17 protein-coding genes are annotated in these 17,213 nt (G+C 55.0%); 9 read left to right on the top strand and 8 right to left on the bottom strand.

The window, feature by feature from the left end; translation table 11 throughout:
* Positions 1-137 precede the first annotated feature (137 nt).
* Positions 138-1,289 carry a porin gene (locus LH23_RS22200; RefSeq protein ID WP_039295931.1) on the top strand — a complete coding sequence of 384 codons (1,152 nt, stop codon included), beginning with the start codon at positions 138-140 and terminating at the stop codon, positions 1,287-1,289.
* Positions 1,290-1,355: 66 nt separating this feature from the next.
* Here LH23_RS22200 and LH23_RS22195 read toward each other — a convergent pair whose 3' ends face one another.
* The gene (locus LH23_RS22195) at positions 1,356-2,369 is read right to left on the bottom strand and encodes a helix-turn-helix domain-containing protein (RefSeq protein WP_039295929.1); all 1,014 of its coding nucleotides are present in this window, start codon (positions 2,367-2,369) and stop codon (positions 1,356-1,358) included.
* Positions 2,370-2,486: 117 nt separating this feature from the next.
* Between LH23_RS22195 and LH23_RS22190 the strand changes: the two genes are divergently transcribed.
* From LH23_RS22190 to LH23_RS22175, 4 genes are all read left to right on the top strand, one after another.
* On the top strand, positions 2,487-3,965 hold the full coding sequence (locus tag LH23_RS22190) for an MFS transporter (protein ID WP_039295925.1): 1,479 nt from the start codon (positions 2,487-2,489) through the stop codon (positions 3,963-3,965).
* A 229-nt stretch (positions 3,966-4,194) separates the two neighbouring features.
* On the top strand, positions 4,195-5,031 hold the full coding sequence (locus LH23_RS22185) for a MetQ/NlpA family ABC transporter substrate-binding protein (protein WP_039295922.1): 837 nt from the start codon (positions 4,195-4,197) through the stop codon (positions 5,029-5,031).
* A gap of 55 nt (positions 5,032-5,086) precedes the next feature.
* Positions 5,087-6,103 (top strand): virulence-associated ABC transporter ATP-binding protein SfbB, encoded by a 1,017-nt coding sequence (gene sfbB, locus LH23_RS22180; RefSeq protein ID WP_039295919.1) that lies wholly within the window; start codon positions 5,087-5,089, stop codon positions 6,101-6,103.
* Positions 6,096-6,755 (top strand): methionine ABC transporter permease, encoded by a 660-nt coding sequence (locus tag LH23_RS22175; protein ID WP_039295917.1) that lies wholly within the window; start codon positions 6,096-6,098, stop codon positions 6,753-6,755. The genes sfbB and LH23_RS22175 overlap by 8 nt, the downstream gene beginning before the upstream one ends.
* On the opposite strand, the gene LH23_RS24385 is transcribed toward LH23_RS22175, so the two are convergent.
* The gene (locus tag LH23_RS24385) at positions 6,752-6,877 is read right to left on the bottom strand and encodes a hypothetical protein (RefSeq protein ID WP_269320209.1); all 126 of its coding nucleotides are present in this window, start codon (positions 6,875-6,877) and stop codon (positions 6,752-6,754) included. The genes LH23_RS22175 and LH23_RS24385 overlap by 4 nt on opposite strands.
* A gap of 189 nt (positions 6,878-7,066) precedes the next feature.
* Between LH23_RS24385 and LH23_RS22170 the strand changes: the two genes are divergently transcribed.
* Both LH23_RS22170 and LH23_RS22165 read left to right on the top strand, forming a co-directional pair.
* Entirely contained in the window at positions 7,067-7,600 is a 534-nt protein-coding gene (locus LH23_RS22170; RefSeq protein ID WP_039295915.1) for a hypothetical protein, read from the top strand.
* A gap of 130 nt (positions 7,601-7,730) precedes the next feature.
* Positions 7,731-8,042: a barstar family protein gene (locus LH23_RS22165; RefSeq protein ID WP_231560160.1), complete on the top strand. Its 312-nt coding sequence runs from the start codon at positions 7,731-7,733 to the stop codon at positions 8,040-8,042.
* A 179-nt stretch (positions 8,043-8,221) separates the two neighbouring features.
* Here the strand turns inward: LH23_RS22165 and LH23_RS22160 are convergent, their stop codons facing one another.
* Positions 8,222-9,850 (bottom strand): DUF4435 domain-containing protein, encoded by a 1,629-nt coding sequence (locus LH23_RS22160; protein ID WP_039295908.1) that lies wholly within the window; start codon positions 9,848-9,850, stop codon positions 8,222-8,224.
* Between the two features lie 372 nt (positions 9,851-10,222).
* On the opposite strand from LH23_RS22160, the gene LH23_RS22155 reads away from it, so the two are divergent.
* On the top strand, positions 10,223-11,431 hold the full coding sequence (locus LH23_RS22155; protein WP_039295907.1) for an MFS transporter: 1,209 nt from the start codon (positions 10,223-10,225) through the stop codon (positions 11,429-11,431).
* Here LH23_RS22155 and mnmH read toward each other — a convergent pair.
* The 5 genes from mnmH to ppiB form a co-directional block, all read right to left on the bottom strand.
* Positions 11,421-12,518, bottom strand: coding sequence for a tRNA 2-selenouridine(34) synthase MnmH (gene mnmH / locus LH23_RS22150; RefSeq protein ID WP_039295904.1), 1,098 nt, complete (start codon positions 12,516-12,518; stop codon positions 11,421-11,423). The two genes, LH23_RS22155 and mnmH, sit on opposite strands and share 11 nt — an antisense overlap.
* 126 nt (positions 12,519-12,644) lie before the next feature.
* Positions 12,645-13,715, bottom strand: a complete 1,071-nt coding sequence (gene purK / locus LH23_RS22145; RefSeq protein ID WP_039295901.1) for a 5-(carboxyamino)imidazole ribonucleotide synthase — start codon at positions 13,713-13,715, stop codon at positions 12,645-12,647.
* Positions 13,712-14,221: a 5-(carboxyamino)imidazole ribonucleotide mutase gene (gene purE, locus LH23_RS22140; RefSeq protein ID WP_039295898.1), complete on the bottom strand. Its 510-nt coding sequence runs from the start codon at positions 14,219-14,221 to the stop codon at positions 13,712-13,714. Before purE ends, purK begins: the two co-directional genes overlap by 4 nt.
* Before the next feature lie 140 nt (positions 14,222-14,361).
* Positions 14,362-15,084, bottom strand: a complete 723-nt coding sequence (lpxH, locus tag LH23_RS22135) for a UDP-2,3-diacylglucosamine diphosphatase (protein WP_039295895.1) — start codon at positions 15,082-15,084, stop codon at positions 14,362-14,364.
* Positions 15,084-15,578, bottom strand: coding sequence for a peptidylprolyl isomerase B (ppiB, locus tag LH23_RS22130; RefSeq protein ID WP_008460206.1), 495 nt, complete (start codon positions 15,576-15,578; stop codon positions 15,084-15,086). The genes lpxH and ppiB overlap by 1 nt, the downstream gene beginning before the upstream one ends.
* Before the next feature lie 175 nt (positions 15,579-15,753).
* On the opposite strand from ppiB, the gene cysS reads away from it, so the two are divergent.
* Positions 15,754-17,139 (top strand): cysteine--tRNA ligase, encoded by a 1,386-nt coding sequence (cysS, locus tag LH23_RS22125; RefSeq protein ID WP_039295892.1) that lies wholly within the window; start codon positions 15,754-15,756, stop codon positions 17,137-17,139.
* Positions 17,140-17,213 lie beyond the last annotated feature (74 nt).

Here is a 17,213-nt window from a genome sequence, read left to right as displayed (position 1 = left end):
TTATTGATGTTTTTTTAATATCTATTAAGAAAAGACTGATAGATAACCGCACGAATTAATAAAAATCCCTCAGAAATCGGACTTAATAAGCGTTAATATGCCCCCGCTTATAATAAATATGGTTACTAGGGATCCACATGAAAGCAAATTTGCGCGCTTTACCATTACTGATTGGGGCTGGCCTGCTTGCAGGTATGGCATCTTTCGCTGCTAACGCAGAAATCACCGTCCTGAAGCAAGATCCGCAGGCCGGTAACCCGCTCAGCCGCCTCAATTTCACCGTGGGCGGCAGTATTCGTCCACAGTTTAATATGATGTCCGGCGACGGCGATAAAGGCTCTTACAAACGTAATGGCTTTGACGGCGGCACCCGTTTCCGCTTCGCGGCTGATTATTATCTGTTCGATGATATTAGCTGGATCAGCTATTACGAGCTGGGCGTGAATATTCCGGCGGTCTTCGAGTGGGACAACCACTATGCAGAAGGCGCGAACAATACCACTCGCCGTATGCTGTACACCGGTCTGAAAAGCAAAACCTGGGGTCAGCTGACCTACGGCCAGCAAAACAGCATCTACTATGATGTGGTTGGCGCGAAAACCGATATCTGGGACTACGACATGATCGGTCAGGCTCCAGGTAACGGCATGAACGGCGACTACGACGGTTCTTACCGTTCCCGCAACATGCTGAAGTACAAAAACACCTTCGGCGATGCGGACGTGTATGCTTCTTACCTGTTTGAAGATCACGACATCCGTGCCACCAACGGCATGCGCTACAAGCGTAAAGGCGGCGGCTCTCTGGGTGTGGATTACCACATCACCAAAGACCTGACCTGGGGTACCGCATGGAACTACACCCGTGCCGATATGCGTAACCCGAACGACGGCGACAGCAAGTCTTACAACCAGAACATCTACGGTACGGCGCTGAGCTGGAAACCGGACAACTGGACGTTCAGCTTCGGCGGCGGCTGGTACCAGAACTTCCTGACCACCAAGCTGAAAGACGTGAACAACTACTTCTCCGGCGACGCGTGGGGCATCGAGTACTTTGCGGGTTACACCATCCCGGTTGGCCAGTACGCGGTGAAATCCGTACAGCCATACTTCATGGGTGACCGTCTGCAGTACGTGACCGGCCGCAGCTACCAGCGCATCGACAACGGTGTGGGCGTGAGCTTCAAGCTGGATTACGGCTTCCAGGTGGACTACGAGCACGTCTTCACCTCCAGCACCGACAACCTGGGCGACATGAACCTGGTTCGTCTGCGCTACGATTTCTAATCGTGCCTCTGGCGGGTGGCAGCCTTGCTGCCCGCCTCATTCAGCGTTTCCTGCCTTATTTTTTATCTATTCAGAAACGGGTAAGCATGTTCGGGCCTTGAAGGCTTTGCGCCACTGTGTGGGCGTGGTTTTAAAACGCAGCCTGAAATGATGCCGGAGTGTTTCCGCAGAGCCGAATCCAGACTGTTCTGCCACCTGGTCAATGCTGAGTTTCTCGCTTTCCAGCAGCGCACAAGCCTTTTCCAGCCGGAGGCTGAGCATCCACTCGCCCGGCGTGGTGCCGGTGGCATCTTTGAACCGGCGGATGAAGGTTCGGCGGCTCATGCCCGCTTGCCTGGCTAACTGTTCAATCACCAGGGGCGCATTGAGATGGTGGCGCAAGTCGTCCAGCAACGGCGCCAGACTTTTGGTGCTGCGTTTAGGAACGGGCTGTTGGACCCACTGTGCCTGGCTGCCTTCCCGTAACGGGGGCGTAATCATGCGCTGTGCAGTCCGGTTGGCGATTTCAATCCCGTAATCACGACGAATAAGATGCAGGCAGAGATCAACCCCCGCGGCGCCGCCTGCGGAGGTGATCAGGCTGCCCTCATCGACGTAGATCATGCTGTGCTCTACCTGCACCGCAGGGAACCTGCTCGCGAGTATCTCGGTGCTGTTCCAGTGGGCGGTGGCTCGCTTGCCGTCCAGTAATCCTGTTTCGCAGAGAATAAAGCTGCCGGCGCAAATCGACACTATGCGGGAACCGTTTTGATGAGCGCGTTGTAAGGCGGCAATCAGCGGCTCCGGGGCCGGTTCAAAGACATTGCGCCAGCCGGGGATGACAATTGTTCCGGCGTCTTCCAGCAGCTCCAGTCCGCCATCCACCACTAAACGTACGCCGCCCTGAGCGTCAAAAACGCCCTTTTCTAACGACGCGACGCGCAAGTCATAGAGAGGCTGGCCGAGCACTTCGTCCACGCGGCCAAAAGCTTCGACGGCAATCCCGAACTCAAATGTGCAGAGGCACTGATAGGCCAGCACAACCAGCCGTCTATTTTTAGGTCTAAAAGCGCGGTCTTGATCTGAAGAGATGCCTGGCATGGTTGTCCTGTCTCTAAAAATGGCACGATCTTGACGATATCTGACCTGAGCGTCGATTTCTACTCCACCCGGAATCTTTCATGCTGGCATCTTCTTAACGTTTTGCAGGAAATCAGTATGAAAAATCTCTTAGCGCTGATGGCGGTTTGTTTAGCCGCGTTGATGTCGGGCCTGGAAATATCCAGCGTCCCGGTCATCCTGCCGGTGCTGGAAAAGCAGATGCAGGCCAATTTCCGTGAACTGCAGTGGATCATGAATGCTTACACGCTCTCCTGCACGGCGGTGCTGATGGCCACGGGGACGCTGGCGGATAAATATGGCCGAAAGCGTATTTTTATTATCAGCATTGTTGGGTTTGGCCTGACGTCTATCCTCTGTGGCCTGTCCCGGACACCCGAATGGCTTATTGTGGGGCGGTTTTTGCAGGGACTGAGCGGCGGGGCGATGTTAACCAGCCTGATTGCCATCCTGTCGGTTCAGTTCCCGGCAGGAAAAGCGCGCAGCCGGGCGTTTTCCGCCTGGGGGATCACCTTTGGTTTTGGACTGGGCTTTGGCCCCGCCATCGGCGGCGTGCTGGAGGCGTGGTTTAGCTGGCAATGGGTATTTCTGATCCACGGCGTTATTGCGCTCCTCACCCTGGCCCTGACGCTGAAAAATGTCGTCGAGTCGCGTGAAAACACCACGAAACCGCTGGATGTCGCTGGCCTGATGACGTTGAGCGTGGGCGTGGTGGGGGCGACCTGGCTCATCACCCAGGGCGGGAACATCGGCTGGACCAGCCATGAAGCCCAGTTCATCCTGCTGGGCACGTTTATCAGCCTGGCGCTGTTCGTCATTATTGAGCTGCGCCACCCGCATCCGATGTTTGATTTCTCCGTCTTTCGGATCAGGCCTTTCTCCGGCGCGCTGATGGGCTCTGTGGGGATGAATTTCAGCTTCTGGCCGCTGATGATTTATCTGCCGGTTTATTACCAGATCGGGAAGGGCTACAGCATCATGGAAACTGGCATGGCGCTGCTGGCCTACACCTTGCCCACGCTATTAATGCCGCCGGTCGGTGAAAGGCTCGTGCTGCGCTACGGGGCCGCACGCATCATCCCGCTGGGGCTGCTTGCTATCGGCCTGGGATTTGTGCTGATGAGGCTGGGCGTCATCTATCACGTCAGTTTGCTGCCCGGTGCAATTCTCTCGGGCATGGCGCTGGGGTTAATCAATACTCCGGTCACCAACACTACAACGGGTTCCGTGGGTGCTAACCGCGTGGGCATGGCTTCCGGGATTGATATCAGTTCGCGCTTAATTACCCTCGCCATCAATATTGCGTTAATGGGGAGCCTGCTGGTGGCGGGGATAGCCGAAAGCTTACAGAGCCAGATCGACAGCGTGAGCGAAAGGTATGCCCTGGCAGAACAAATAGCTGGCGGCACCAAAGCCACGCTCAACAGCGACATGATTATTCAGGCGCTGAATAACGGTTTTTCCGGCGTGCTGGCCTACGGTGCTGTGGGCGTCGGCTGTTTGTCGCTGGCGAGTTATTTGCTGTTCAATGTCAAAACAAACGTTAAGCGCAAACGGGCGGCATCCTGCGCTGATTAAGCTCATCCTAATGCAAAGCGGGTTTTCCGCTTTGCTTGGTTGTTATTCGCAAAAGCCCTGTTCATGCCCGTCGCGCCTTCTCCCGCGAGCAAGATGAAATATTTTCAATTAACCCTGTTAACGGAATGTGCCATCTTATTCTGTCCAGTTGGATCAACAACTTAGTAAGCGGCCCGTGAAAGAGGCTCGCCTCAGGACACCACACATCATTCTGTAAGGGAGAATACCCATGGGAAATCATTTCGGCTGGCGCGTGGCGGCCGGCGCTTTACTTCTGGCCAGCGGCCTGCAGCTTGCTCAGGCCAACAGCGACCCGCACACCATCGTCTTCGGCGTAGCGCCGGGGCCATACGGCGACATGGTCAAACAGGCCATCGCCCCGTCGTTAAAAGAGAAAGGCTATAAAGTCGTGGTGCGCGAGTTCAGCGACTACGTGCAGCCCAACATGGCGCTGGCCAACGGCAGCATCGACGCCAATCTGTTCCAGCACTCGCTGTACTTCGACAAATTCACCGCCGACAAAAACCTCAAGCTGACGAAGCTGATCGCCGTGCCAACCGCCGGGATGGGCATTTATTCCCATAAAGTCAAAAGCCTGGACGAGCTGAAGAAAGGCGACATTGTCACCCTGTCTAACGACCCGACCAACCTCGCCCGTGGGCTGCGCTTCCTGCAGTCGATGGAGCTTATCACCATCAAAGAGAACATTGACCCGACCAAAGCCTCCGAGCGCGATATCGCCACCAACCCGAAAGGCCTGGTGTTTAAATCGCTGGAAGCCGCACAGCTGCCGCGCACGCTGGACAGCGCCAGTGCCGCGCTGGTCAACGGTAACTTTGCTATTGCGGCCGGGCTAAAACTTTCTTCCGCGCTCAAACAGGAACACCTGGACGAGAACCTCAAAAACATCATCGCGGTACGTGCCGAAGATGCGGATAAACCGTTCGCCAAAGACATCGTGGAGACCGTGAAATCCCCGGCCTACGAAAAAGCGATCGACGATCCGCAGAATATTTTCAACGCCTTCCAGAAACCGGACTGGATGGTTGCCGCCGATAAAAAGTAATAGAGCAAAGCGGGCAGGCGGGATGCCTGCCTTTTGTCGCTGATTTGAGGTTGTCATGATAGAGATTGAAAAGGTCTGCGTGGACTTCCCCACGGGCCGGAGCCAGACCAGCCGGGCGGTGAACGATGTTTCGCTGCACATTGGCGCGGGGGAGATTTTTGGCATTGTCGGCACCAGCGGAGCCGGAAAAAGTACCTTATTACGTACCCTGAACGCGCTCCAGCGCCCGAGTGAGGGCCGCGTAAAAATCGGTGGGACCGAGATCACCGCGCTGCAGGGGGCCGAGCTGCGCAAAGCGCGTCAGCGCATCGGCATGATTTTCCAGCACTTCAATTTGATGCACACCCGGACGGTCAGGCAAAACGTGGCGTTCAGCCTCAAAGCCGCAGGCTGGGAACGCAGTAAAATCGGCCCGCGCGTGGCCGAAATTCTTGAGCTGGTGGGCCTGGCCGACAAAGCGAACCGCTACCCGGTGCAGCTGAGCGGCGGGCAGAAACAGCGTGTGGGCATTGCGCGCGCCATCGCTAACCACCCGGATGTTTTGCTCTGTGACGAACCGACTTCCGCGCTGGATCTGGAAACGTCGGCCACCATTCTGGCGCTGCTGAAAAAGATCAACCAGCAACTGGGGATCACCATCGTGCTGATCACCCACGAGATGAACGTGATCAAAACGATTTGCGACCGCGTGGCGGTGATGTCCGGCGGGGAAGTGGTGGAATCCGGCGAGGTGTTCGACATCTTCGCGCATCCTCAGCATGAATTTACCCGCCAACTGGTGTCCCACACGCTGAACCTGACGCTGCCGGTGCGCCTGCTGGACAACATGCGCGGCGCACTGCTGAAAATCATGTTCGTTGGCGACTCGGCTGAACAGCCGGTGCTCTCCTTCGCGGCGGTGAAATACGGCGTGGCGGTGAACATTCTGCACGGCAAGATTGAGTACATCAGCGACCGCGCGCTGGGCATTCTGGTGGTGGCCATCACCGCACCCGGCAACCCTGCGGCGGTGGGGGATGCCATCGACCATATTCGGAAACATACGGCCTGTGTGGAGGTGCTGAATGGATGATTTAGTCGCGGACCTGACGATCGCCTTTGGCGAAACCTTCCAGATGCTGGGCATTTCCACGCTGCTGGCGATCATCGGCGGTCTGCCGCTGGGCTTTTTGATTTTTGTCACCGACCGCAATCTGTTCTGGCAGAACCGCTCGCTGAACATCATCAGCTCGGTGCTGGTGAACATTGTGCGCTCGGTGCCGTTCGTCATTCTGCTGGTGCTGCTGTTGCCGCTGACGCAGTTCCTGCTCGGCAATACCATCGGGCCGATTGCGGCTTCTGTGCCGCTGTCGGTGGCGGCGATTGCGTTTTACGCCCGCCTGGTGGACGGCGCGCTGCGGGAAGTGGACAAAGGCATTATTGAAGCGGCAGAGGCCTTTGGCGCCAGCCCGATGCGTATCATCTGCACCGTGCTGCTGCCGGAAGCCAGCGCCGGTTTGCTGCGCGGGTTAACCATAACCCTGGTCAGCCTGATCGGCTACTCGGCGATGGCGGGGATTGTCGGCGGCGGCGGCGTGGGCGACCTTGCGATCCGCTTCGGCTATTACCGCTACGAAACCCAGGTCATGGTAGTCACGGTTGTGGCGCTGATTGTGCTGGTGCAGATCGTGCAAATGTTTGGCGACTATCTCGCCAAACGCGCGGACAAGCGCGACAGGCATTAACCTTCTTTCTGGCCGGGCATCCGTTCGGCCAGCATGATTTTTAGCTGCCGGCGAGGCTCATTTCCGGGCGGCTTTCTTCCAGATAAACCCCCAATCTGCAATTCGCCAAAGCGTTTCATCATTCCTGCTAGCCGCCTCGAAGTTTGCCAATCTGTCTGATTTTTCATCTGGGTTACTGTGCAGCCATCCAGTATGATCGGAGGGATGAGCAAGAGATAAACCCGGTCAAAGCCGGAAAAAGAAGCGCCCCCGAAGGGTGGTGGAACACCAGACGGGGGCTGACCACAACGTAACTTAGCAGGAGTCACATCATGGCTAACGAAGATAGTACCACACAGGCTCGCCCTGAAATCACCCCGCACGACCCGGCATTTGCGGGCGATCTCGCAACCTTGCTAGAAAAGCCGCAGGGCGCAGCGATGGATCTCTTCCAGGTGCTCGGTATCTGCGAGCAATACGCCGAGCATTTGCTTGAAAACAAAAATCAAACGGAACGCATGGCGCTCTGCGGCCGCCTGCTAGCCGGGCTGGAAGTCCTGAAAAGCGTGCTCAAAGCCCCGCTGCCGGACTACCTGATAGAGAAGTTGACGCTCAAAGAGCGCGAAGCCAGCATTTGCTACAACCCGCTAGCCACCGACTCCGAACCGCTCCGCGAATACTGTGTGGCGCTAACCATCGTCCTGCTGAATCAGCAAGAATCCCCGGAGCAAAGGCAGCAGATGACCGGGCTGCTGTATGAGCTGATCGTTGTGCTGGCTGAAGATTTAAAAGCGCCAAGGTTTGTTCGCTCGGTGGATGGTGATTTAGGGATGATTCAGGGCGGGGCTTTGAATTTGGTTCATTGATTATTGTTGCATGACCGCCTTCCCCTGGTGGGGGAGGCGGTTTGTTGGGGAAGCGAGAAGTGGAAGTCGGCAATTGTTAAAACCGTCAATGCGAACATTACGTGCATTAAATTACTGCTAGAAAGTCAAAGTGAGTGAACAGGAAATGAGTGTAGGTGAATTATATTTGGATGGAGCGCATGTCCTATCTGAAAAAGAGTTTCATTCCATTATATCTGCATCATTAGGCTTTGGGCCTTACTATGGTAGAAATCTCGATGCATTGTGGGATCGCCTTAGCACCGATGTCGAAAGACCGGTGAAAATAATATGGTTAAACTCTGATCTATCCAGAATATATCTTGGAAGTTATTTCGACGAAATCATCAAGATTTTTGAGAGGGTAAAACAGCAAGACGTGAATTTAAATTGGGAAGAAAAGTTCGAGTATGTATTGAAATAACTCGTGCCTGCTGGACAGTTCGAACATTTTACCCAGTGCCAGATGGAGACGATAGTATTTCCATCTGCAGGTCGGGTCAGCGTTTGGCTGACTCCGTTTTAAGGCACTTGAATGGCAGCTTTGATCGATGAGCTGACACAGGAACTGCACACATCATTCAACGACAGCCATGATAAGTATTATGCATTCGGTATGACTATTTTACTCGAAAACTCACCAAAATATGGGCTGAGAGCCCTTCTCATTGACTCTCCACTTTCATTGTTAACCATTCTAATAACTAATTCAGCAAGTTGACCATTAGCTAGCCCTAGATGCTTACTCACTTGGGATGAAAGGCTCTTCCTGTTATAAAGTTTTAATGCAAGAAGATAATCTTGTTTCTCAACTGCATTTTTATACAGAAATAAACTTTCATTATAAAGCTCCTCAATATTGATTTCTGAAGTCAACAAGTTAAGAGCTTTATTAAGGCCATCGATCCCTTTTGCTTTTTCATCGAAACAATTAAGCATGAATTTAATTTCGCCAGCCACACGCAGTGAAATCTGAGTATCCAGCTCTGAGGATATTGCACGGAACACAAAATCTTTAACTGATTGTAGATCTTCATCTGGATTTCTTACTAATCGTTCGCTGACTAAAGTTATAACTTCCGGGACGCAAAAGAGATTTTCGACTTCTGCTACGCTTAAAGTATAAATACCATATCTTAGCAGCGATTGAATTTCCCCTTCAACACGTCTATCCCTATCAATAATACCTGAAACTTCCATATAATGGAGTTCTTCACTGGTTCTTAGAGCTTTAACATTTTGTATCACTTGGCTACAAGAGCCAGATGGTATCACGAGGTAATTATTTAACACGGCACGGTAAAGGGATACATCATAGCTTCCATTTTCCCCCTCTACAAAAACAATTGGTTTCCTACTGCCCAATATTTCAATTAGTAAACTTTCTGGTAAGCCTTCTACATCGGGAACGTCTTCCCAATCCCAACAGGAACCATCATAACCTTTTAACCAGATTTTCTTCGCTTCATGCAGAGCTGCTGCAAAATCAGTATCATGAGTCATATATACAAACAGACAATCAGGTCGGAGTTTTTCTATATCCTTCCATAATGGCACTTGCACAGATTTGTGAAGATGAATTTCTGGCTCGTCTATGATAATAATTCCATTTTCAGGTGCTGCAAGACATTGCCCAATTAGATAGAAAATAACTCGTTCACCGTCGCTCATTTCTGAGGAGCTATAGACAAGATCGTTATTTCCTCTTACGCGGGTTTGAATATTCAAACCACCTAAAACAAGCTCTCGGTGAGGTAAGTTTTTTTCCCAAATGTATTTGACCTTATCTAGTTTAGTTGTCAGTGGAACAATTCTTTCGTCTGAATTCTTTACTAGTTCAATATATTTCGAGTTCACTTCAACTTTGTCTGAAAAGAGATACACCATCAATTTATCATAATCATTTAATGATGATATGGTAGGTTTTCTTGCCCAACGTGTATGCTCTTTATACCAAAGTGGCTCCGTGTTTCCCAAATTCTCACTTCCATAGAGTAAATTATTCTGTGCTTGTTTAATCGAAGTAGGTGTTGTATGGTCAGGCATCGCTAAAGCTCGTTGAGCGGAAATGCGATGAACCATATTTTTCTGAGGAGATTTAAGATCCATCCATGCCCCAAGTCGAGACTTTCCAGAACCATTTGCACCGATAAAGAGCACACTCTGATTAGTCTCTATTTCCTCAAGTTCATTATCTTTTTTAGGTAGTGTAATTGAGAATGAATTGCTCATTTTTTACTTGCCTTATTTGTATGAGGTTTGATTAATGATTAACACCCTATTAGATGCCACTATTTTTCTTATCAGGTCACAATTGGTCGAAAATAACCTTTGTTTGCATTTTTAGCAATATATTAATATGAAATAATTTCATAATAATCATATCCAATAGTGATAGGAATTTACGCAAAGTGTTCGCTCTTGGCACCAAGCAGACAGAAAAAACTACCCCAATCCCCCCACCACCAGCCCCCAAAACTCACAGTTGCCCTTTTCCCGGCGATTGGCTAGTATCGCTCCAGCTTCTCGCAAGTCGTAAACGTTAACGTTATCCAACGTACATATTCTCCCCGGCATTCGGGGTAATTGTACTTGGGTAATATCATGGCACTATTCGCATCCCCCGTTGTTTCGTACCGCAAGCCCCACGTTCTGGGCTTTATCCTCTATTTCATTGTCGGCCTGGTCGACGGCGCGATTGTTCCTTTTTTCCCGCTGTGGGCGCAGCAGTCTGCCGCTATCCCGGTGGAGTTTATTGGCCTGCTGTTCGGCTGCTATGCCGGGGGCGAGCTGCTGGCCGCGCCGTTTATCGGCGGCATTGCCGATCGCGTGGGCAGAAGGCCCGTCTTGATTATTTCGGCGACAGGCGTTGGGGCGGGGTTTATCGCGCTGTTCTTTGCGCACGGCGTCTTTGCCGCCGCCGCAGTGCTGATCGTCATTGGCCTGTTTGAATCCGTGCTGCACCCAACTATCTACACTGTTGTGGCGGACGCCACGCCAGCCTCGGAGCACCGCCGCCAGTTCAGCATCATGCGCGTGTGTTCCGCCGCGGGCGCGATTGCCGGGCCGCTGCTGGGGACGGTGCTGGTGCAAGAGGGGCTGGGCTACGTTTTTCTGGCTGGAGGTTCGGTGATGGTGACCGGCGGCCTGATGCTGGCGATCTCTCTGGCGGAAACGCGTCCGCTGGCCGCTGGAATGGACGATGAGGCCGACGATGAAGAGGGGCTCAGCGCGCTGCTGCCCGCGTTTCGGGACCGCCGTCTGGCCGGGCTGTTGATTTGGGTGCTGCTGCTGGGCGTGGCCGGGAGCTGGGTGGAGGCCGTTATGCCGCTGTACGCCAGCAATCAGATGGGGATGAGCGCCGCCAGCATAGGCTATCTGTTCGCGTTCGGCGCAGGGATTAATACGGTCGGCCAGTTGGCCTTAACAAAGCTGTTTGCCCGTCGCTCTGCGTTGTTCATCACTCTCAGTGCGGGTTTGGCGCTAATCACAGCCTTTGTTTTGCTATTGGCACATCCACACGTCGTCACGCTGGTGATGGCGGTCTGCCTCTATTCGCTGTCCCAGATGATGACCGGTCCGCTGATCCCAACGGCGGTGAACAAATTAGCCCCGGCGCGGCTGCGCGCTACGTACATGGCGGCACTTTCGGTGGTGAGCGATCTGCAGGGCTCGGTGGGGCCAGCCACCGGCACGGCACTGTTCGCGCTGGCGTTTACGTTGCCGTGGGCGGTTGGCATTCCGCTGGTCGGGCTGGCGGTGACCGGACTCGGGTTGACGCTCGCCGCTGGGGAAAAGTCGGCTACTCGTTAACGCTGCGCAGCCAGGCTTCGACCTGCTGATAATCCCCCCGGAAGACGATCTGGTCGGCCTTCTGGCTGAGCTGATAGCGATACATCGGGTCGTAATACTCTTTCAGCAGCGGCGACAGCCAGGCCAGATGACCTTCGCAGGAGCCGGTTTTTCTCTGGGTTAACAAGGCTTCGTCCAGCCTGGCGGTGAACTGCTGGAAGCGTTCCATGCCCAGGCGGCGGCGGATGGCAAACAGACCGTGGTGCAGATACTCGGCGTAATCGCGCCACGCGGTATCTTCCTCGCTGACGGATAAAAACGCCTCGCTCATCTGCCGGAAATATTCGTTTTTAAGACGCTCCAGCCGCAGCTCGAACGGATCGTCGATCGCCACAATCGGCGAGCGCAGCATCTGTTCTCTGAAGGCTTCGGGGATATGGCGGGAGCCAATCATCCGGCCTTCATCTTCCACAACCAGCTTTTTTGGCTCGGTCGGGCTGATTTTGAGCAGGGTGACGGCGAGATTGTTTTCGAAGCTGGCCTGAGAAGGCTGGGCGACAATCGTGCGGCCAAACGACGAACCGCGATGGTGCGCCAGCCCTTCAAGGTCAACACCCGTCGGCAGCGAGCGGATCAGGATAGTTTTACCGCAGCCGGTGTTGCCGCTGACGATAATCATCGGCCACTGAGAACGGGTGTCGATTACCTGCATGGCATGCTGGCGAAGGGCTTTGTAGCCGCCGGTGACCAGCGGGTACTCGAGGCCGTTCTCTCGCAGCCACTGCTGCACGATGTGGCTGCGCATCCCGCCTCTGGCGCAGCATAAATAGCCCTCGGGCTGCTGGCGGCAGCTTTCCAGCCAGCGTTCGATTCGGCTGGCTTTTCGCTCACCGCTGACCAGTCGGTGCCCCAGGTCGACGGCGGCCTGCTGGCCCTGCTGCTTATAGCACGTCCCGACCTGCGCGCGTTCATCGTCCAGCATCAGCGGTAAGTTATGGGCGGCGGGCATTGAGCCCTGAGCGAACTCTACCGGGGCGCGAACGTCAATCAGCGGAATGTCGTTGAGCAGCAGGCGGTCGTAGTCCTGCGTGTTGGGGCGTTTTTCCATGGCATAACCTTAGTCTGAAGCGGCGAAACGGGGGAATTGTGCGCTTCTGGTCGGGCAAAGGAAAGGGGAAGGAGGGAAATGGTCTGACCCTCTAAAGCCATAAAGAGGGTCAGACGAGGTGCGGTTTTATTTCACCAGCTTGCTCTGCGCCCAGGCGATGCCGCTGGCGTATTCGGCCGGGAGCAGCGGAACCAGGGCTTCCAGCGAGGCGCTCAGACGGCCGGTATCGCTGTCGTTCAGGTTGAGGTGCCCGACCTTGCGGCCCGGACGAACTTCTTTGTCGTACCAGTGCAGATGCACCAGCGGCAGCTTCAGCCAGGCATAGTTCAGGTCGGTGCCGATCAGGTTCACCATCACCGACGAGGCATTAACGACAGGCTGCGGCAGCGGCAAATCAACGATGGCGCGCAGGTGCAGCTCGAACTGGCTGATGGAGGCGCCGTTTTGCGTCCAGTGCCCGCTGTTGTGCACGCGCGGGGCCAGCTCGTTGATCAGCAGACCGGCTGGCGTGACGAAGCACTCCATCGCCATCACGCCGACGTAGCCCAGCTCATGCATGATGGCGGTGAGCATGGTTTCGGCCTGGCGCTGCTGTTCGGCGTTAGCCTGCGGGAAGGCAACGCTGGTGCGCAGAATGCCGTCCTGATGCAGGTTGTGGGTCAGCGGGTAGAACACCGTGCTGCCGTCGTGGCCGCGCGCACCTACCAGAGAAACTTCGCCGGAGAAGTTAATGCCCTGCTCGACGATGCATTCGCCGTAGCACTCTTCCGGCAGCTGGTCGGTTTCATCGGCACGTAAACGCCACTGGCCGCGGCCATCGTAGCCGCCTACGCGGCGCTTCACGATAGCCAGAGAGCCCAGCTGGCTGAACACGTCCTGCCATTCATGGCTGCCGGAAAGCAACTGCCACGGCGCGGTGGCCAGGCCGAGCTTATCGAACAGCTGTTTTTGCGTCAGGCGGTCGGCGATGATCGGGAAGATATCGCGGTTAACGAAGGCGTTGTGGCGCGCCAGTTCGCGGGTCAGGGCGGTTTCCGGCCAGCGCTCAATCTCGGCGGTGATCACGCTCTGGGCGAACGGCACGGCTTCCGGCTCGGCGTCCAGCCCGACAGGGTAAACGGCGATGCCCAGCGGCTCACCGGCCTGGCGGAGCATGCGCCCCAGCTGGCCGTTACCTAAGACACAGACGCGCTTCATGCTTCGCTCCGTGGATCCGGGTTGTCCAGCACTTCGTCGGTCTGAGTTTGACGCCAGGTTGCCAGACGCTGGTTCAGGTTTACGTCATGCAGGGCCAGGATCTGCGCGGCCAGCAAGGCGGCGTTGGCGGCCCCGGCTTTACCGATAGCCAGCGTGCCGACCGGAATGCCGCGCGGCATCTGGACGATAGAATAAAGGCTGTCCACGCCGCTCAGAGCAGCGCTTTGAACCGGCACACCCAGCACCGGGACCAGGGTTTTCGCAGCCAGCATCCCCGGCAGGTGTGCTGCGCCACCGGCTCCGGCGATGATCACCTGATAGCCATTGGCTTCGGCCTGCTCGGCAAAGCTGAAAAGCTTATCCGGCGTGCGGTGGGCGGAGACGACTTCGACATGGTGAGGGACATTCAGGGCGGTAAGGATTTCCGCGGCGAACTGCATGGTGGCCCAGTCACTTTTGGAACCCATAACAATGGCGATACGCGCCGGGGTGTGCTCAGAAGACATGCGTCTCAAAACTCCTGTGGGTGTGCAGACATCATCGGGCGACGGGCGCCCGTATCAGAAGGGCTCAGAGAATAGCACGAACTTCCGGCAAGGAAAACGGTTGCGTGGTTAACGAATCGGCAAAAAAGCGGGCTTTTAGCTCAGAAAGGAAAATGAATCAGCTCGACGTTTTCCGGCGTGACTTTGATCATCGACCCTTCTTTATGCCACGCGCCTAACACACAGCGGAAAGCGGGTTGGCCGTTAGCCTCAAGTTCGTGAATCGCCGGGCGATGGGTATGCCCGTGAATCAGCCATTGAACATTGTGGCGGGTGAGGGTGTCGATCACCGCCTGCGGGTTCACATCCATGATCTCCAGCGACTTCATATTATTCGCCGCCTGGCTGTCGGCGCGCATACGGTCGGCGATACGCTGACGAATAAACAGCGGCAGGGCAAGGTAGAGCTTCTGCAGCCACGGCTGATGCACCTTGCGGCGAAACGCCTGATAGCCTTCGTCGTCGGTACACAGCGTGTCGCCGTGCATGATCAATATTTTGCGGCCATAAACATCGAGGAGCTTTTCTTCCGGCAGCAGCGTCATGCCGCTGGCTTTGGCGTAGCGCTTGCCGAGTAAAAAGTCCCGGTTGCCGTGAATGAAATAGCAGGGAATACCGGCATCAACCACCGCTTTAATCGCTGCGGCGATTTGCTGGTAGAGCGGCTCCGGGGCGTCGTCGCCAATCCAGGCTTCGAACAGATCGCCAAGGATGTAGAGTGCATCCGCCTGACGGGCTTCACCGGATAAGAAACGCAGAAAACCGGCGACGATCGCCGGTTCTTCTGGGCAGAGGTGTAAATCTGCAATAAACAGCGTCGACATTATTCGCTGACGGTCACGCTTTCGATAATAACGTCTTCTTTCGGTACATCCTGGTGCATACCGCTGCGGCCGGTGGAAACGGCTTTGATTTTCTCAACCACGTCCATCCCTTCGACCACTTCTGCGAACACGCAGTAGCCCCAACCCTGCAGGCTTTCGCCGCTGAAGTTCAGGAAGTCGTTGTCGGCAACGTTGATGAAGAACTGTGCGGTAGCAGAGTGCGGAGCCTGGGTACGAGCCATTGCCAGCGTACCGCGGGTGTTTTTCAGGCCGTTATTCGCTTCGTTCTGAATGGTGTCTTTGGTCGCTTTCTGCTTCATACCCGGTTCAAAACCGCCGCCCTGGATCATAAAGCCGTTGATCACACGGTGGAAAATGGTGTTGTTGTAGAAGCCTTCGCGGCAGTAGTCCAGGAAGTTTTTAACGGTAACAGGCGCTTTATCATCAAAAGTTTTGATGACGATGTCGCCGTGATTAGTGTGAAAAGTAACCATGCTTGCATCCTATGAGTGTCAGAGAGTACGGCGGCAAACGGTGCCGTCGTACCAGCACGCTGTTATAGCATAACGCTACATCATAGTCAGTAATGCAAAGCAGACTGCCGTCGGGGAAAATAATCGGGTAAGATAACCGGGAGTATTCTTCCACACGCTTACATGGAATCCCCTGATGTTAAAAATATTTAATACACTGACTCGCCAAAAAGAGGAATTCAAACCTATTCATGCCGGAAAGGTAGGCATGTACGTGTGTGGTATCACCGTTTACGATCTCTGTCACATCGGCCATGGCCGTACTTTTGTTGCGTTTGACGTGGTGGCGCGCTACCTGCGTTCCCTCGGCTATGAGCTGAACTACGTGCGTAACATCACCGACATCGACGATAAAATCATTAAGCGCGCCCATGAAAATGGCGAAGACTTTGTAGCGCTGGTCGACCGCATGGTCGTCGAAATGCACAAAGATTTCGACGCGCTGAACATTTCACGTCCGAACAGCGAGCCGCGTGCGACCAAACACATTCCGGAAATCATCGAAATTGTTGAACAGCTGCTGGCCCGCGATCACGCCTATGTGGCGGAAAACGGCGATGTGATGTTCTCGGTGCTGACCGACCCGAATTATGGCCTGCTGTCTCGCCAGGATCTGGATCAGCTCCAGGCGGGTGCGCGCGTGGACGTGGTTGACGTTAAGCGCAACCCAATGGACTTCGTGCTGTGGAAAATGTCCAAACCAGGCGAGCCTGCATGGGCGTCTCCGTGGGGTGAAGGCCGTCCGGGCTGGCATATCGAATGTTCCGCGATGAACTGCAAAGAGCTGGGCAACCACTTTGACATTCACGGCGGCGGCTCTGATCTGATGTTCCCGCACCACGAGAACGAAATCGCGCAGTCTACCTGTGCCCACGACGGCGAGTACGTCAACACGTGGATGCACTCCGGGATGGTGATGGTTGACCGCGAGAAGATGTCCAAATCCCTGGGCAACTTCTTTACCGTGCGTGACGTGCTGAAGTATTACGACGCGGAAACCGTGCGTTACTTCCTGATGTCCGGCCACTACCGCAGCCAGCTCAACTACAGCGAAGAGAACCTGAAACAGGCTCGCTCTGCGCTGGAGCGCCTGTACACCTCGCTGCGCGGTACCGACAGCAATGTCGCGCCGGCCGGGGGCGAAGCGTTCGAAGCCCGCTTCCGTGAAGCGATGGACGACGACTTCAACACCCCGGAAGCCTACTCCGTGCTGTTCGATATGGCTCGCGAAGTGAACCGCCTGAAAGCGGAAGATCTGGCGGCAGCAAACGGACTGGCGGCGGCGCTGCGTAAGCTCTCTGCAATTCTGGGTCTGCTGGAGCAGGATCCGGAGCAGTTCCTGCAGGGCGGTGCGCAGGCGGACGACGGCGAAGTGGCGGAAATCGAAGCGCTGATCAAGCAGCGTAACGATGCACGTCAGTCGAAAGACTGGGCGCTGGCGGACCAGGCGCGTGACCGTCTGAATGAGATGGGCATTGTGCTGGAAGACGGCGCGGGCGGCACAACCTGGCGTCGTAAGTAAGATTCAGAACGTGAAAAAGCGGCTCAATGAGCCGCTTTTTTTATGGCTGGCCGCTGTGGCGCGGCCTTATTGCA

This window comes from Cedecea neteri, from assembly GCF_000758305.1.
In the GTDB taxonomy this organism is placed as follows: Bacteria; Pseudomonadota; Gammaproteobacteria; order Enterobacterales; family Enterobacteriaceae; genus Cedecea; species Cedecea neteri_C.
This window is presented reverse-complemented; position numbering and strand designations above follow the sequence as displayed.

Bases quoted from the DNA above. Each gene is read 5' to 3' on its own strand.
- LH23_RS24385 (WP_269320209.1), bottom strand. From the start codon at position 6,877: ATGATGAAACGCTTTGGCGAATTGCAGATTGGGGGTTTATCTGGAAGA.
- purE (WP_039295898.1), bottom strand. From the start codon at position 14,221: ATGTCTTCTGAGCACACCCCGGCGCGTATCGCCATTGTTATGGGTTCC.
- LH23_RS22190 (WP_039295925.1), top strand. From the start codon at position 2,487: ATGAAAAATCTCTTAGCGCTGATGGCGGTTTGTTTAGCCGCGTTGATG.
- LH23_RS22200 (WP_039295931.1), top strand. From the start codon at position 138: ATGAAAGCAAATTTGCGCGCTTTACCATTACTGATTGGGGCTGGCCTG.
- LH23_RS22175 (WP_039295917.1), top strand. From the start codon at position 6,096: ATGGATGATTTAGTCGCGGACCTGACGATCGCCTTTGGCGAAACCTTC.
- lpxH (WP_039295895.1), bottom strand. From the start codon at position 15,084: ATGTCGACGCTGTTTATTGCAGATTTACACCTCTGCCCAGAAGAACCG.
- LH23_RS22170 (WP_039295915.1), top strand. From the start codon at position 7,067: ATGGCTAACGAAGATAGTACCACACAGGCTCGCCCTGAAATCACCCCG.
- LH23_RS22160 (WP_039295908.1), bottom strand. From the start codon at position 9,850: ATGAGCAATTCATTCTCAATTACACTACCTAAAAAAGATAATGAACTT.
- purK (WP_039295901.1), bottom strand. From the start codon at position 13,715: ATGAAGCGCGTCTGTGTCTTAGGTAACGGCCAGCTGGGGCGCATGCTC.
- LH23_RS22185 (WP_039295922.1), top strand. From the start codon at position 4,195: ATGGGAAATCATTTCGGCTGGCGCGTGGCGGCCGGCGCTTTACTTCTG.
- cysS (WP_039295892.1), top strand. From the start codon at position 15,754: ATGTTAAAAATATTTAATACACTGACTCGCCAAAAAGAGGAATTCAAA.
- ppiB (WP_008460206.1), bottom strand. From the start codon at position 15,578: ATGGTTACTTTTCACACTAATCACGGCGACATCGTCATCAAAACTTTT.
- LH23_RS22155 (WP_039295907.1), top strand. From the start codon at position 10,223: ATGGCACTATTCGCATCCCCCGTTGTTTCGTACCGCAAGCCCCACGTT.
- sfbB (WP_039295919.1), top strand. From the start codon at position 5,087: ATGATAGAGATTGAAAAGGTCTGCGTGGACTTCCCCACGGGCCGGAGC.
- mnmH (WP_039295904.1), bottom strand. From the start codon at position 12,518: ATGGAAAAACGCCCCAACACGCAGGACTACGACCGCCTGCTGCTCAAC.
- LH23_RS22195 (WP_039295929.1), bottom strand. From the start codon at position 2,369: ATGCCAGGCATCTCTTCAGATCAAGACCGCGCTTTTAGACCTAAAAAT.